Genomic DNA, 13,996 nt, shown 5'->3' with positions numbered 1-13,996 from the left:
CCGACAGTCGCGCGACGGGGGCTACGCGCCCCTGGCGCGATCGGCGAGGGCCAGCAGCCCCCACCAACGGTTCAAATCGAAGTCACCATGGTCGAGCTCGCCGGCGAGCCAGCGAGCCCGGAACTGCTCCGAGGACATGCCGTATCGATGCTCGACCTCCGAAAGGGAGCGCACGAGATCAGTTCGGGCAAACGTGTGCTGCTGAGTCGTTCTCGTGCTCATGGAACGACTGTACCCCGATTGCGAGGCGCGGCCAACGGCCAAGGACTGGCTGTACGGCCTGTCGCCCGGCCACGCCACCAACGGCGCGACGGACTAAGCGATCACTCGCGCCGCCACATCGATCGTGACCCGCCGGTCCGGTGCGGCGAGCGCAGCCCGAGCCGCGGACCTCGATGCTTCGTAGTCGAGGCCGTGACGCCGAGCGACCTCGGCGAGATCCTCGAGCCGGCGCGCCGGCGAGAGCAGCTCGATCCCGACGATGCGACCTCCGGCGACAGCGACGCTGCCCGCCACACCTACGTTCTCGTCATAGTCGATCGGCTCGACGTCCTCGAGGTCTATCTGCAGGGCGTCGGCCCGCTGTCGTACCCAGCACGCATCACAGCTTCCGCCCGCGGGGGACGCGGACGAGGTCCGAAATCCTCGCGCACCTCTTCGCTCGTCGGAGTCTCCCGGATCGGACGGGCGTCCAGCATGGCGAGCCTCTCGTTGCTTGCGGCCTTTGCGAGCCGCTACGACGCCGGAGTGGTCACGTCAGGTCATCCAGGAACTCGGACGCGGGCCGCACTCCCGTGACGAGGAGGTTGTCCCGTGCGCGCGTGCACGCGACGTAGAGGAGGTGCCGTTCGGTCGAGTAGACGTCCTCCAAGTCGGCGACGTCGGCGATCGCGTCGATTCGCGCCTGCGAAGGGATCACCTCGTCGTCGCACGCCATCACCGCGACCCCGCGGAACTCGAGCCCCTTCGCGAGGTGCATCGTGCTCACCGCCACGCGGCCGTTCGCCATGCGATTTCCGTCATCGAGGAGCACTCCCTCGACGCCCGCCGAGGCGAGGGCTCGCTCTGCACGCTCGATCTCGTCCCCCGAGCGGACGAAGACGCCGAGCTCGCCCTCCGTGAAGCCCTCCTCCAGGCGGGTGCGGAGCCATTCGGCGACAGCCGAAATCTCGGCGGCCGCGTCGTCGAGCACCTTGACCTCCGGCGCGGGGCCGTTGAAGACCGAGATCGTGCCGGCGCGGCTCTCGACGTTGCCGTCGGCATCCGACTGCTCCGGGTCGAGAAGCCGATCCGCGTTCGTCCGGATCTGGTGAGACGTCCGGTAGTTCACACGGAGGGTTCGTGAGCGCCCCCGGATATCGACGCCCAGGGATTTCCACGAGAACGGTTGAGCGAAGATCCGCTGACCGAGGTCACCCGCGAAGAACAGCCCGTCGGCGCGGTTTCCGCCGAGCGCGGCAAGAAGACGCAAGTGGGCGACGCCCATGTCCTGCGCTTCATCGACGACGACGTGACTGTAAGGACTGCTGCCATCGGCGACGATGGCCTCTGCAAGACGCGCCTGAACCTCGGACTCCGTGAGCAACCCCTTCTGGGCGAGTCCCGCTCGCACGAGCTCGAAGATCTGCCACAGGACGGCGCGCTGCGACTCCGCGAGGCGCGTACGCCGACCGAGCCGGCGCACGTCCCGGTACGCCTCCCAGGTGGTGAGCTGCCAGGCATCGACGACGTGTTCCCACTCGGCCGCCAGGAAGCGCTCCGAGAAGGGGTGAGCCTCGACCGAGCTCGCCGCCTCGCGGAGGATCTCGGCGACCGCAGCGCGTGATGCGATCCGCGGCTCGCCGAACCGCGCGCGATAGAGCGTCCGCCCGACCTCGGTGATCGAGCGAACCTCGAGACGCTCCGCCACACGGGGCCGGTTGCCGACGAGTAGGCCGAGGCGCGCACGGAGTGCCTCGCCCAGCGTGTCGGAGTAGGTCGTCAGAAGGACACGCGAGTCAGGATCGTCCCCCGCCAGGAACACCGCCCGATGGAGCGCGACGATGGTCTTGCCCGTGCCGGCCGCCCCAGAGACGCGGGCGGGCCCGGAGAAGCGCCCCTCGACGATCTCCCGCTGCGCCGGATGCAGGAAGACCATCCATCGGTCCCACGGGTAGTCGAGCGCCCGCTGGAGTTCTTCGATGTCGTGCATGACCCGGAAGCGTCGCTGCGCGTCGGGGTGCTCGAAGGGATCACCGCCAGGAATGAGGAGTCGCACCGGCGGAGTGCCGCCGGTCGCCAACTCGAGCAGCGCCTCGGCCGCCTCTGCGGGGAGGTCGTCCGCGAGGACGAGGAGCGACTCCTCCGTCGCCGCCCTGACGTCGGCGACCCGCTCCTCGGGCACGCCATAGCCGAGGAGCTCGTCGTCCGAGCGGTCGGCGAAGAGCGCCGGGGCGGCCGGCGCAGGCGCCTCCTGAGGGACGTGGACCGGGACGATCACCTCTTGGACGGTCTCCCTCACCTCGATGAGCTGCGCGGCCCCGGTCGTCGGGTGTGTCGTCATCCGACGCCGCTCGGCCCACGCGTAGGCGGGATCGTGATGATCGGCATAGCAGAGGACCACGTCTCCGCTGCGACGATGCACGATGATCCTGATGTCCCGCCCGGCCCGGACCGACCAGAAGTCCTTGTCCTTCGCGCGGTCGAGGCGGTGGAACTTGAGGCCTGGGTGCGCCGGATTGGTCTGGAGGTCGAACGCCGTCATCTTGACGGCCTTCTGCTCCTCGGCGGCCAGCTTGGCGAGGCTGTCCGTGAATGTGTCGGCGATGAGGAACCGCATCAGCTGACGCGGAAGACCTTCATCACCTCGTCGCCCAGGTGATTGATGACCTTGACGGCGATGCGCCCGGTCTCGGGCTTCGGGAACGGCCGCGAGACGTCACTGTTGAGCGTGGCCCATGCGTCGGCGTCGATCTCCGCGCGGAGGGTCGTCTTCAGCGCCTTGTACGGATCGTCCGCGCCGAGGAAGTAGGCGTGGCGGACGAAGAAGCTCTCCTCGTCATAGTCGGTGTCCACGAACCAGCACGCGATGCCTTCGGTGCTGTCGCTGCGAACATCTCCGGCACTCGGGTCAAACACATCCACGCCGTTGATCCGCACCTGGATCTTCCCGTCGCCAGCGTCAAGCACATCGATATCCGGCTCGCCGAAGATGACGAAGAGATTGCCCTTGCCGGTGTTCTTTAGATCCTCGGACATGTGTAGGTCGGCGTTCATGCGAGCTTTCAGGACCGGTAGCCGCCCGAGCTTCGTGAACTCCGTCGTGTGAGGCTCGTAGCTGAAGGCGCATGCGATTAGGGCATCGAACCCGGCGTCCGCGGCCTCACGCGCGGCCTCCACCAGGTCCGCACGGAGCACGCTGCCGAACTCCGGCCCGACGAAGACTCCGGCTCGTCGCTCGACCTCGCCCTCTAGGTAGCGCCCCTCCGCGCACACTCGCTCTCCCGGCCACGGGGTGAGCGCCGTGAAGACGATCCGGTCATCTTTGTGGACCTGCTGGACGCCCGCAGCGCCAAGGCTCTCTAGGATGTTGCGCACAAACGCCTGCTCGGCCGCATCCTCGCCCGTTTCGTTGGCGAGCGGGTCGATCAGCTCATCGTTCTCATCCACGCCGAGGAATCGATAGGGACTCACGCTCTCTACGGTGAACGGGCCGGCCACCCTGACCTTTCGCTTGTCCTCATGCGGGCGGTCGTACAGCATCTCCTGCTCAGCCTTGGAGGCAATTGATGCGTCGATCTCGGCCTGACGCTCATTGCGCGCTGCACAGAACTTCTCGTGCAGATCCTTTGCGCGAGGAGACCAAGCCTCTTCGAGATTCCGCGGGACCTCCCACTCTTCCCAGCTCGTGGACAGCTCCGCGTTCAGATCCGCGCGGAGAGCATCGACCGTCGGCGTCCAACGCTCCCATATGGCGTCGATCTCGGCGTTGTTCGCAATTGACTTTAGCGTGACGTGTGGAATGCGCTCATAGACAAAACCTTGGCGGACGCTCGAACCAAACGCGCGACCGGCAAACGAACCGCCGCCGATTTCTGCCTTCTTGGCATGACCCTCCGCGGAATCGGCCAGCACGTAATACGGATAGCGGGCGCCCATGATCCTCGCGCGAGCGAGAGCCAGGGCCACTCGGGACGTGTCGATGGTTATCCATCGACGGCCCCACTCTTCCGATACCGCCGCCGTGGTCCCTGAGCCGCAGGTCGGATCTAGCACTAAGTCGCCTGGATCGGTAGTGAGGAGGATGCACCGCTGGATGACCTTGGACGCCGTCTGGACCACGTAAACTTTGTCGTCGGTGAAGTTTCCAGTGCCGGTGTCGGTCCAGAGGTTAGTCCGCACCTGGTACGGAAAGTCGTTGAGGCCCCGTCGGTATCGGATGCTGTTGCGCGCCGTGTGAATTCGCCCCGCCGCAGCGAGGCGTCTCATCCCCGCTGGATAGTTGGCCTTCCAATGCGCGTTTGCGGGCGGCGTGTAGGTCTTGCCCTCGTGCTCGAATGGCTGCGAATCGTTGGCAGCGCCCTGCGATATCAGGTTGTCCGCGTTGTAAACAAAGGCACCGTCTGGGAGTGCCGCCTCACCGCCCTCCTCCGCTGTGGTCATGGCCCGCTGCCAGCCGTCGATTGCAAGCCAGCGGTAGCCTTGCCGAGCGGGCGCATGAATCCATTGCGGCCGCACCTTCATCAAATCTGTCGACTTCGCGTACCAAATGAGGTAGTCCCCAGTGCGCGGAAGAGCGGACGCCTGAGTAAAACCGCTGGTGGTAACGAAGGAGATCAGACTCACGAAGTTCTCGCCGCCGAATACCTCGTCTAGGAGCGCGCGCACGCGGTGGACGTTCTCGTCACCGATTTGGACGAAGATCGAGCCGGTTGGCGAGAGAAGATCAAGCGCCAAGGTGAGCCGGTCACGGAGATACGCGAGGTAGCTGTGGATGCCATCCCGCCAGGTGTCTCGAAATGCCCTTACCTGCTCCGGTTCGCGGGTAATGTGGTCAGACTTGCCGTCCTTGACGTCCCGAGTTGTAGTTGACCACTGGAAGTTGCTGTTAAACTTAATGCCGTACGGCGGGTCGATATAGATACACTGAACCTTGCCTCGAAGGCCCTCCCGCTCGGCGAGACTCGCCATGACCTGGAGCGAGTCACCGAGAATCATCCGGTTCGTCCAGTTCTGCTCGTGCTGGTAGAAGTCGGTTCGGTCGGCGTCGGCCTCCAAGCCGTTGAAGTCGGCAAAGAGATCCATCTGCTCGTCTGAGGGAGGTGCTCCGTCCGAACGCCGGCTGAGAGCGTCGATGAGCGCCTTTGGGTGGACCTTCTCCTGGATGTAGATGGGCGGCGCCGCGACGACGAGATCGCTGAGGTCCTGTTCGTCCTTCCCGCGCCAGACGAGCTGCGGATCGAGGTCCCTGTTGCGGCGCTCATAGGCGACGCGGATGGCGGCACGCGTGTCGTCTTCGACGACCGGTTCGTACTCGGCGGTTGGGATGTTGACGCGCGTATCGTCCACGTGGGCGAGCGCCTCCACGGACCTCGGAACCTTGGTGCGCCTTACGTTCATTCCTACGATTCCTGACTCGACACAACGGGGGCAACCTGCTCGAGAAGATCGTTGACCTTCTGACGCAGAACCGACTCGAAGTCGGCCTCTATCGTGTAGATGTCGGCCAGTTCCGCGAACGCCCAGCGCCCATGGCCGCCGGCGTGGTTGACCGCAGGCAGCCAGTAGGTCTCCATCGCGAGCTTCTTGTCCTTCGCGTCTTCGCCGCGGTAGCCCTTGATCTCGACGACCAGGTGAAGGAGGTCGTCCTCGCCGCGCCCGTCCTCGATGAGGACGATGAAGTCAGGGATGTACGTCCGTTTGTGGGAACCGTGCCGGTAGGGCACCTCGAGGCCGAGGTTCTGGTTTTTGACGTAGGCTCGCACCCGCTCGTGGGCTTCAACGGCGCGGCAGAACTCGGCCTCCCAGTCGCTGTCGAGGACGACCCAGTTGACGTGGCAGCGGAGGGGGTCGGTCTCCCACCGGTCCCGCTTGGTCGTAGTGAAGTTGACGTGCGCCGTCGAGCCGGCCGGGTTGTAGGCGTCGAAGACGGGCAGCACGGGCCGCTCGCCAGCGTACCGCGTGTTGATGGCGGCCATGATGCGATTTGCGGCTTCGTCCGCGAGCGTCTTGTACATCAGCTGCGCCGGGTAGGTGCCGCCCTTGCAGACGAGATGGTGGTCGAGCCATTTCCGAACGATCCGCTTGAGCTGACCGAAGAGCGCCAGACGCGGCAGCCCGTCGGCGTCGCGCCACCTGCTCATCAGGAGGTGCGACGTCAGCTCGTAGACGACCTGGGACACGCGGACGTCACCGGTGTGCACCAGCGTGAGGTCCACCTGACGTCCGATGATCCCCGAGTTGCGCGTGTTCGTGGCGCCCACCCACTCGGGGGTCAGCACGAGGGTCGAGTCGTCCGAGAAGTCTGCGTCGAGGACTTCCTCGGGAGGCTCGACGCGGTACCCGACCACGCGCGGGAAACGGATCTCGAGACCGTCGCGCTCGGGGCGCACCGCCCGCACCTGCACCGTCTCGCGTGGCGCCTGGGGCTGTACGACGACAGGCTTGGCGGTGAAATCGAACGGGATGCCGAGGATGTCGGCGTACTCGACGTCGAGAAGCCCATCGTCGCGCAGCTCATAGGACTGACGACGGAGGGCCCGTCCGACGACCTGCTCGCAGAGAAGCTGCGTTCCGAAGGCCCGCACGCCGAGCACGTGGGTGACGGTGTTGGCATCCCAACCTTCGGTAAGCATCGCGACCGACACCACGCATCGGATCGACTCCCCGAGCTGGCCGGCACGCCCGACGGTGTTCATCACCTCCCGCAGGAGGTCCTGGTCGGTGATTCCCTCGGCTCGCGTCGGGTCGCCGGTCCGCTCGATGATCTCTCGACGGAAGCGCTCGATCTCGTCCGCCGCCATCGCTCGGAAGCCCCTGTCGAGAGCGTCGCCGGACTCGAGCTGCTCGCTGTCGATCAACAGCGTGTTGGGACGCGGGAGCGGCTCGCCGTGCTCGTTGAAGTTGCGGAAGAGCGGCAGCCGGCCGTGCTCGAACGTCGTGCTGCCATCCTGGTGGGTCCGGTTGAACCCGGCGATGTAGTCGTAGACGAGCTTCGAGATCGCGGTGTTCTGGCACACCACGATGAAGCACGGGGGCACGCGGATGCCGGCCTGACGCCAGAGCTCATGCGTCTTCTCGTAGTGGCCGTAGAGCGCCTCCAGTGCGGTCTGGAGCTGGGGCGGCAAGCTGAGCGGATCGAGATCGGCGCTCTTGCCGCGCCCCTTCTTCGGCATCTTCTCGCGGATGTGCTCCCAGAGCCGACGGAACATCGGCATCTCGTCGCCCGGGATGTTGTCGGCGACTGGGACGCGCGGCAGCTTCACGATGCCGCACTCGATCGCGTCCATGAGCGAGAAGTCGCTCATGGTCCACGGGAACAGCGTGCCTTCGACGTAACCGGAGCCAGCCAGGAAGAAGGGGGTCGCCGAGAGATCGACCACCTGCGCGACCCCCAGCTTGCGGTGGACGGCCTCGAGCCCTGAGATCCAGAGCCGAGCCGCCTCCCTGTTGCGCTCGGCCTCTTTGCGCTCGTCGCCGGTCAGCTTGCCCTCGTCCGAGACCGGCTTCTCGCGGTAGCAGTGGTGCGCCTCGTCGTTCAGGACGAGGATGCCCTTCATCCCCATGAGGTCCGGCATGACCCGCTGGAGCATCTGTCCTTCGGTCTCCAGCGTGTCGATGGGAGCGCCTCGCCCCTGCAGGAGCCGCCGTCCCCCGGCCGAGAGCTCGATCCGCTGCCGGCGCTTGAAGGCGTGGAAGTTCGTGATGACGATCTTGGCCCGGCCGAGGTCTCCGAGCATGTCGGGCGGCACGAGCTCACGACTCGCGTAGTAGCTGTCCGGATCGTTGGGGAGCAGCACCCGGAGGCGGTCCCGGATCGTGATGCCGGGGGCGACGACCAGGAACCCGCGGGTGAAGAGCTTGCTCTGCGGGTGCCGCACCGCGTTGACCGTCTGCCAGGCGATCAGCATCGCCATGACGGTCGTCTTCCCCGCCCCAGTGGCGAGCTTCAGCGCAACTCGAAGAAGATCGGGGTTGGCTTCAGCGCTCGCGTTCGCCAGGTGTGCGAGCACCCCCTTCTCGCGCTTGCCGCGCTTGGGCGCGACCTCGGTGAGCCAGATGACCGTCTCGACCGCCTCGACCTGGCAGAAGAACGGCCGCAAGCCGGCGAACTCGTGATGACGCCAGTGCTGCAGGAGGCGAGTCGTCTCGGGCGTGACGCCCCAATCGCCGGGGTTGGGAAGTGCCCGCCATGCTTCAACCAGGTCGCGAACCTCGTTGATCATCGACGTCGGGTCGTATCGCTGATCCTCGCTCGCGATACCGCCGTCGCCCTCAGGCAGCCCCAGCTGCTGCTCAGCCCCGCGCTTGCGCTTCCTCGGCTTGGGGATCGGTGTGACGAACTCCGCAGGGCGGCGGCGCTCGACGACCCTGTGCGTCGGCTGCCCGTTCTCGTCGAGCTCCCAATGTAGCCGGGGGCGCGCATACGGCGAGTTCAAGATCGGGCGCTCGAAGAACGCCTCGATCGTGCTGGACTCGCCGGACCCAGACCTCATGGACCCAGACCCTAATGAGGGACTTGGCCGACCGCATCCGCTGATCGACGACCTCGGCCTACACGGAACTCCTGCCTGGTCGCCGACTCCCGGCCCAACCGTCGCGGCGTGCCTGACCGAAGGTCGAGGTGGCGGTCGTCATCGCGCGCGACCGCAGTGCCGCGCGGCGCACGGCGTCACGGTGGGCACGTGATCCGCGGCCTCGAGCCGCGCGAGTGCGGCGTGGCGCATTCCGAGGCGCTTGGCGAGGCGGCCGACTCATCCAGTCGGCGGCGCAGTACGCGATGAGTTGCGCAGCCCCCGGCGAGGAGCGAGCAACGGTTTACGGTCCGTGGCGCAGAACATCGCCGCAGAGCCTGGGCACCTTGGGTCGGTACAGCGTCCGTCCTCCCTGTCCGGCGGCGGCGCCATCAATCGAGGTGGGGACCGACGAGCGCATTCACCAGCGGAGCGAGGCGGCGGCCGGCCCGCCGGTACGCATCCCGGAGATCGACAGCAGCGGTGCGATCAGAGCCCCAGACGAGCCCGACCGATTCGAGCGCGAGCAGCGGCTCCCCCTCACGCAGAAGGAACCAGAAGCGGTACTCGGAAGACAACGGGTCGCCGTCCAAACGAACGGCGCGCCGCTCCGCGAGGGCCGGGAACGCGGCGAAGAGATCCTCGCGCACGCCGCTTTCCCATCCCGAGTTGTCATCGAAGCCGTTTCGCCACTCCCAGCGGCGAAGGCCGAGCGCGACCGGCGCCATACAGGAAGCGGCGAAGCGGAACGACAGCGATGTCCGTGTTGAAGTCGGCAAGTGCCCGACATCTGGAAGCCCCGCGTGCCGCTCCAGCATACGCAGCACCTCGAGCGGGTGTTCGCTGAGGTAGGCGCCCCAGAAGCCGTGGTACCGGTGATGGCCGTCCCGGTTCGGGTCGTCGAAGCGCACGTGCACGTGAGCGGTCCCGATGCGATTGAGATCGATATGGCCGCCACGCCAGCCGCGGCGATCGATGAGCGTCAAGCAGTCGTATTGGCCGCCGCCTGGGTGCGTCTCGATGACGCGCAGCCGGCGCGGATGCCGTCGCACCAGCTCCGACGCCACCCGCCACGAGACGGCCTCGAGCACCTGCCGATTCGGAAGAAACTCGGGCTCGGTCTCCTCGGGCTCAAGCACTGCGCCGCTTCCCATCGGGCGCTCGTCGAGATCGCCGTCCAGAACTCCCACAATCACGTGTGCGGACGTCCGGACACCGGTGTCCGCATCGGCAGATGCAAGTGTGTGGTCGGTCCAAAATGGTGTCCGTCCGATGTTCGCGTGGCGTCCACCTCAGACTGGCAGCCGGCGTCTGCGGCGCGCAGCCCGGACGGCCCACTGAGAGACCGGCCGGGCGTTCTGGCTCGCTACGGAGCTGCCGGCCGTGGAGAGGTTCGAGGATCTCTTGGGAGACGGGGGCGAAACCGGCGTGCCGCGAGCATCTACCTGGTGACGGGAGACAGCGCCGACCATCGGAGAGACCGCCATGGCCGTTCCCGTCACCCGCCTCAGCGCCGCCCGTGCCCCCCGCGCGCCCGAGCGCCTACCCAAGCTGATCGACCAAAAGGGACTCCGGGAGGAGCTCGGCGTCGGCCACGCGACCGTCGAGGCGATCTTCCGCCGGCTGCCGGTCGTCACCCTGCCCGGGCACCGCAAGGTCTTCGTGCGACGCGAAGACGTGCGGCGCCTGCTCGAGGAGCACACTTACCGCGACGGTGAGAGAGTGCGACCGGTATGAGCCCGTCCGTCTTCATCGTCACCCGACGCAAGGGCGGCGACGGCGCTTGGGTGAGCGCCAAGCGCGGCGCGAGCGCCGAGGTGCGCTACGTCGTCCGCTACCGGCTCGGCGGCCGTGGCTCACGCGTGCGCCACGGCGGCAGCTTCCGCACCCGTCGCCAGGCCGAAGAGCGGGCCCGCTTCATCGCCGGCGAGCTGGCCGCCCGGCGGATCCCGGACCTCGGTGAGCTCGTGCCTCCGCCGGCCCCGCCGCCGCTCGGCGAGGTCGCCCGGGCGTACCTCGCGTCGCGGATCGACGCCAGCGAGAACACGGCGAAGGTGTACGCCCAGGCGGTCGATCGCTTCGGCTCGCTGGCCGAGCGGGCGCCACAGGAGATCACGCCCGCCCACGTGCAGGCGTGGATCGGCGAGCAGTCAGACATCCAGCCGGCGACGCTCGGCAAGTACCTGAGCGTGCTGCGTCTGGTGCTCGACTGGGGCGACGTCGTCCCCAACCCGGCCCGCAGCCCGAAGGTCCGCCTGCCGCGCCAGGCTGAGGGCGAGATCGAGCCGCCGAGCTTCGAGGAGGTCCGGGCCATCGAGGGAGCGATCGCGCCGGCGTGCCGGCTGGCGGTCCAGACGCTCGACGGCGCGGGCCTGCGGGTCGGGGAGTTGCTCTCCCTCACCTACGGCGACCTCGACCCGCCACGCGGGCGGATGCGGGTCGCCCGCGGCCGCACGAAGGGCGGCACGGCGGGCCGGCGGTGGGTGCCGCTGCCCGACTGCCTGGGGGCGACGCTGACCGGCCCGCGGGATGCTGCGGCTCCCCTCTTCCCCGACCTCACTGCCCAGACCATCCGCCAGGCGATGCGGCGCGCCTGCGCCGCGGCCGGGCTGCGCCACCTCACCCCGCACGACCTGCGCCACCGCTTCATCAGCCGCCTCGTCATGGCCGGTCTGCCGATCACGGTGATCCAGCGCGTCGTCGGCCACGGGCGGGCGTCGGTGACCCTCGACGTCTACTCGCACGTGCTGCTCGACGAGCCCGCGGGGAGCCTGGAAGCGCTCCGCCGTGGTGTCCTGGTGGTGTTCCAGGAAGAGCCGCCGCAAGAGAAAGGCCCGCTGAGCGGGCCTTTCTCGTCAGTGGAGGATACCGGGATCGAACCGGTGACCTCTACGCTGCCAGCGTAGCGCTCTCCCAGCTGAGCTAATCCCCCGGGACCGGCTGAGTATAGGCCAGCGGCGGCGACAGGCAAGCGCGGCGCGTTCGCCCGCGGCGGGCCGCGCGACCGGGTCCGCTTCACCGGGCGGGCGGGGCTTGCTTGCATGACCCCGTGCGCCCCTCGTCCGCTCAGCAGCAGGCGGCGCCGTCGCGCGTGCGGCTCGTGGTCGTCATGCCCGTCGGCCCCGGCGAGGACGTCGCCGACACGCTCGACAGCATCGCGGCCTACGCCGACCCCTCGCACGCGGTCGTGCTGGTCGACGACACCGGCGACCCGGGGGGCCCCGCGGCGGCGGCTGCGGCCGCGCTGCGCGAGGTGCACGCCGTCCCGGCGCCGGCGGGGGCAGCGGGCAACCGGGGCGGGCTGTGGGTGAAGCTGGCGGCCGGCTATCGGTACGCGTGCGCGCGCCTGCGCTTCGACCTGCTGCTGCGGATGGACACCGACGCGCTGCTGCTCGGGCCGGGCCTGGAAGACGTCGCGGCGGCCCGCGTCGCGGCCGATCCCGGGCTCGGGATGCTCGGCGGCCACCGCACCGGCCCCGACGGCCGCCCGCGCGACTTCGGGCCGGCGGCGCGGCTGCTCGCCCGCGAGGCGGGCCCGCTCGGCCTGGCTGACCGGCGCAGGCGCGCGACGCTGCGGCGCCTGCGCGCGGCTGCGCGGGCCAACGGCTACGCGCCCGGCGAGCACGCCCTGGGCGGCGCGTTCATCCAGCCCGCGCGGGCCGTACGGGCGCTCGAGGCCCGCGGCTGGCTGGACCTGTCCGAGCTGGCCTCCTCGGGGCTGAGCGAGGACCACCTGTTCGGCCTGATGACCGTCGCGGCGGGCTTCCGGATCGGCGACCTCGGCGGACCCGGCGGGCCGATGGCCCTGCGCTGGCGCGGCCTGCCCGCCCACCCGGACGACCTCGTGGCCGGCGGCGCGCTGATCACCCACTCGGTGCGCTCCTGGGGCGACCTGGACGAGGCGGCCGTGCGCGGCCGGTTTCGGGTGGCGCGGCGAGCGGGAACGCCTCGGGGGACCGCCCGTCCGGAGGCCTCAGGCCGGGACGCCGCGCTCCGATAGCACCCGCGTACCCGCGCGGCGCCCCGCCGCGCCCGCACACGGAGCCCTCAGCCATGCCGCCGACGCGAACCGCCACGCACACGTCGCCGATCCGCCGCCTGGGGACGGCGGCCGCCGCCGGCTGCCTGGCGCTGCTCTGCGCGGGCGCGGTCGCGGCCGGGGCGGCCGGCGGCGGCTCCTCGGTCGGCGTGATCGGCGTGGTCGCCGCGAAGGGCCCGCCCGGGCCGGCGCCCATGCCGCTGGCGCGCGGCGACGCGAAGACCGCCTGCATCTACAGCCACAACAGCATTCGCGAGATGCGGATGATCGGCCGGCGCATCGGGCGCGACTTCCGCTGCGCGTCGGTCTACAACAACGTCGGCACCTGGGCCGCCTGGACGAACCCGTGGTTCATCACCACCGGCAACCTCGACAACCGCTGGGCCGACTGGGTGCGGGCCGATCCGGGCCGGCGCCGGCTGGTGATCGGCCAGTCGATGATCCCGACGGAGGGCATGCCGGCCGACTGGCGCCGCAAGGGCGCGCGGGGCGCCTACGACGCCCGCATCCGCGAGCTGTCGCGCAACCTGGTGCGCGCGGGGCTCGGACGCTCGGTGATCCGCCTCGGCTACGAGGCCAACGGCGACTGGAACGCCGACCACGTCGGCCACACCGCCCGTGACCACGCCCACTGGCGCGCCTACTGGGCCCGGTTCACGCGGGTGATGAACGCGGTGCCGGGCGCCCGGTTCACCTTCGACTGGAACCTCAACGCCGCGTACCGCGACATCCCGCTGCGCGCGATCTACCCGGGCGACCGGGCGGTCGACATCATCGGCGTCGACGTCTACGACGAGTCGGGCCGCGCGCTGCCGGCCGCGCGCTCGCCCCGCCGCTGGTCGGCGATCGCCGCCCAGCCGGGGGGCGTGCGGGACATCGTGCGCTTCGCCCGGGCCCGCGGCAAGCCGCTCTCGGTGCCCGAGTGGGGCCTCATCCACCCGTCCGGCCGGGGCGGCGGCGACAACCCGCGCTTCGTGGCCGCCATCGCCGCGCTCGTGCGCAACAACACGGTCGCCTATCAGTCGTACTTCAACAACGACCAGCTCGAGCCGTGCCTGGAGATCCACAAGCAGCGCCGCGCCTTCGCCGCCTACCGCGCGCACTTCGGCGGGGCCTCCGCCCGCCACGCCGCGGCCGGCCGCCCGACCGCCCGGCGCAGCTGAGCGCCCCCGCGGGCACCCCGGCCGGGTTCACCCGGCGCGCGGTCGTCGCGGCCCTGGCGGCCTCGGCCGCGTGCCTGGGGCTG

Annotated in this window: 10 protein-coding genes and 1 tRNA gene; 4 read left to right on the top strand and 7 right to left on the bottom strand. The window is 69.1% G+C overall.

From position 1 onward, the window contains the following. Positions 1-21: 21 nt before the first annotated feature. From ITJ85_RS06800 to ITJ85_RS06775, 6 genes are all read right to left on the bottom strand, one after another. Positions 22-222 (bottom strand): hypothetical protein, encoded by a 201-nt coding sequence (locus ITJ85_RS06800; protein WP_217915600.1) that lies wholly within the window; start codon positions 220-222, stop codon positions 22-24. Positions 223-315: 93 nt separating this feature from the next. Further along, positions 316-516, bottom strand: a complete 201-nt coding sequence (locus tag ITJ85_RS06795) for a hypothetical protein (RefSeq protein WP_217915599.1) — start codon at positions 514-516, stop codon at positions 316-318. A 235-nt stretch (positions 517-751) separates the two neighbouring features. Next, positions 752-2,818, bottom strand: a complete 2,067-nt coding sequence (locus ITJ85_RS06790; protein ID WP_217915598.1) for a 3'-5' exonuclease — start codon at positions 2,816-2,818, stop codon at positions 752-754. Continuing rightward, complete coding sequence (locus ITJ85_RS06785) at positions 2,818-5,598, bottom strand: DNA methyltransferase (protein WP_343232980.1); 2,781 nt, start codon at positions 5,596-5,598, stop codon at positions 2,818-2,820. Before ITJ85_RS06785 ends, ITJ85_RS06790 begins: the two co-directional genes overlap by 1 nt. A gap of 2 nt (positions 5,599-5,600) precedes the next feature. Then, positions 5,601-8,693 carry a BPTD_3080 family restriction endonuclease gene (locus ITJ85_RS06780; RefSeq protein ID WP_217915596.1) on the bottom strand — a complete coding sequence of 1,031 codons (3,093 nt, stop codon included), beginning with the start codon at positions 8,691-8,693 and terminating at the stop codon, positions 5,601-5,603. A 410-nt stretch (positions 8,694-9,103) separates the two neighbouring features. After that, positions 9,104-9,901, bottom strand: a complete 798-nt coding sequence (locus ITJ85_RS06775; RefSeq protein WP_217915595.1) for a TY-Chap2 family putative peptide chaperone — start codon at positions 9,899-9,901, stop codon at positions 9,104-9,106. 295 nt (positions 9,902-10,196) lie between these two features. Here ITJ85_RS06775 and ITJ85_RS06770 point away from each other — a divergent pair, with 295 nt between their 5' ends. After that, positions 10,197-10,448 (top strand): hypothetical protein, encoded by a 252-nt coding sequence (locus tag ITJ85_RS06770; RefSeq protein ID WP_217915594.1) that lies wholly within the window; start codon positions 10,197-10,199, stop codon positions 10,446-10,448. Continuing rightward, positions 10,445-11,617 (top strand): tyrosine-type recombinase/integrase, encoded by a 1,173-nt coding sequence (locus ITJ85_RS17600; RefSeq protein ID WP_217915936.1) that lies wholly within the window; start codon positions 10,445-10,447, stop codon positions 11,615-11,617. Before ITJ85_RS06770 ends, ITJ85_RS17600 begins: the two co-directional genes overlap by 4 nt. On the opposite strand, the gene ITJ85_RS06760 is transcribed toward ITJ85_RS17600, so the two are convergent. Beyond that, positions 11,571-11,643, bottom strand: a tRNA-Ala gene (locus ITJ85_RS06760). The two genes, ITJ85_RS17600 and ITJ85_RS06760, sit on opposite strands and share 47 nt — an antisense overlap. 117 nt (positions 11,644-11,760) lie before the next feature. Between ITJ85_RS06760 and ITJ85_RS06755 the strand changes: the two genes are divergently transcribed. Beyond that, the gene (locus ITJ85_RS06755) at positions 11,761-12,711 is read left to right on the top strand and encodes a glycosyltransferase family 2 protein (RefSeq protein WP_217915593.1); all 951 of its coding nucleotides are present in this window, start codon (positions 11,761-11,763) and stop codon (positions 12,709-12,711) included. A 53-nt stretch (positions 12,712-12,764) separates the two neighbouring features. Next, entirely contained in the window at positions 12,765-13,913 is a 1,149-nt protein-coding gene (locus ITJ85_RS06750) for a glycoside hydrolase family 26 protein (protein ID WP_217915592.1), read from the top strand. Positions 13,914-13,996: the final 83 nt, after the last annotated feature.

The sequence above is a fragment of the Miltoncostaea marina genome (assembly GCF_018141525.1).
GTDB lineage: Bacteria > Actinomycetota > Thermoleophilia > Miltoncostaeales > Miltoncostaeaceae > Miltoncostaea > Miltoncostaea marina.
Note: the sequence above shows the minus strand (reverse complement) of the source record. Positions and strands in the feature narration are given on the sequence as shown.

Excerpts from the sequence above, each read along its gene's own strand:
- ITJ85_RS06800 (WP_217915600.1), bottom strand. The coding sequence starts at position 222 with ATGAGCACGAGAACGACTCAGCAGCACACGTTTGCCCGAACTGATCTC.
- ITJ85_RS06750 (WP_217915592.1), top strand. The coding sequence starts at position 12,765 with ATGCCGCCGACGCGAACCGCCACGCACACGTCGCCGATCCGCCGCCTG.
- ITJ85_RS06790 (WP_217915598.1), bottom strand. The coding sequence starts at position 2,818 with ATGCGGTTCCTCATCGCCGACACATTCACGGACAGCCTCGCCAAGCTG.
- ITJ85_RS06770 (WP_217915594.1), top strand. The coding sequence starts at position 10,197 with ATGGCCGTTCCCGTCACCCGCCTCAGCGCCGCCCGTGCCCCCCGCGCG.
- ITJ85_RS17600 (WP_217915936.1), top strand. The coding sequence starts at position 10,445 with ATGAGCCCGTCCGTCTTCATCGTCACCCGACGCAAGGGCGGCGACGGC.
- ITJ85_RS06780 (WP_217915596.1), bottom strand. The coding sequence starts at position 8,693 with ATGAGGTCTGGGTCCGGCGAGTCCAGCACGATCGAGGCGTTCTTCGAG.
- ITJ85_RS06785 (WP_343232980.1), bottom strand. The coding sequence starts at position 5,598 with ATGAACGTAAGGCGCACCAAGGTTCCGAGGTCCGTGGAGGCGCTCGCC.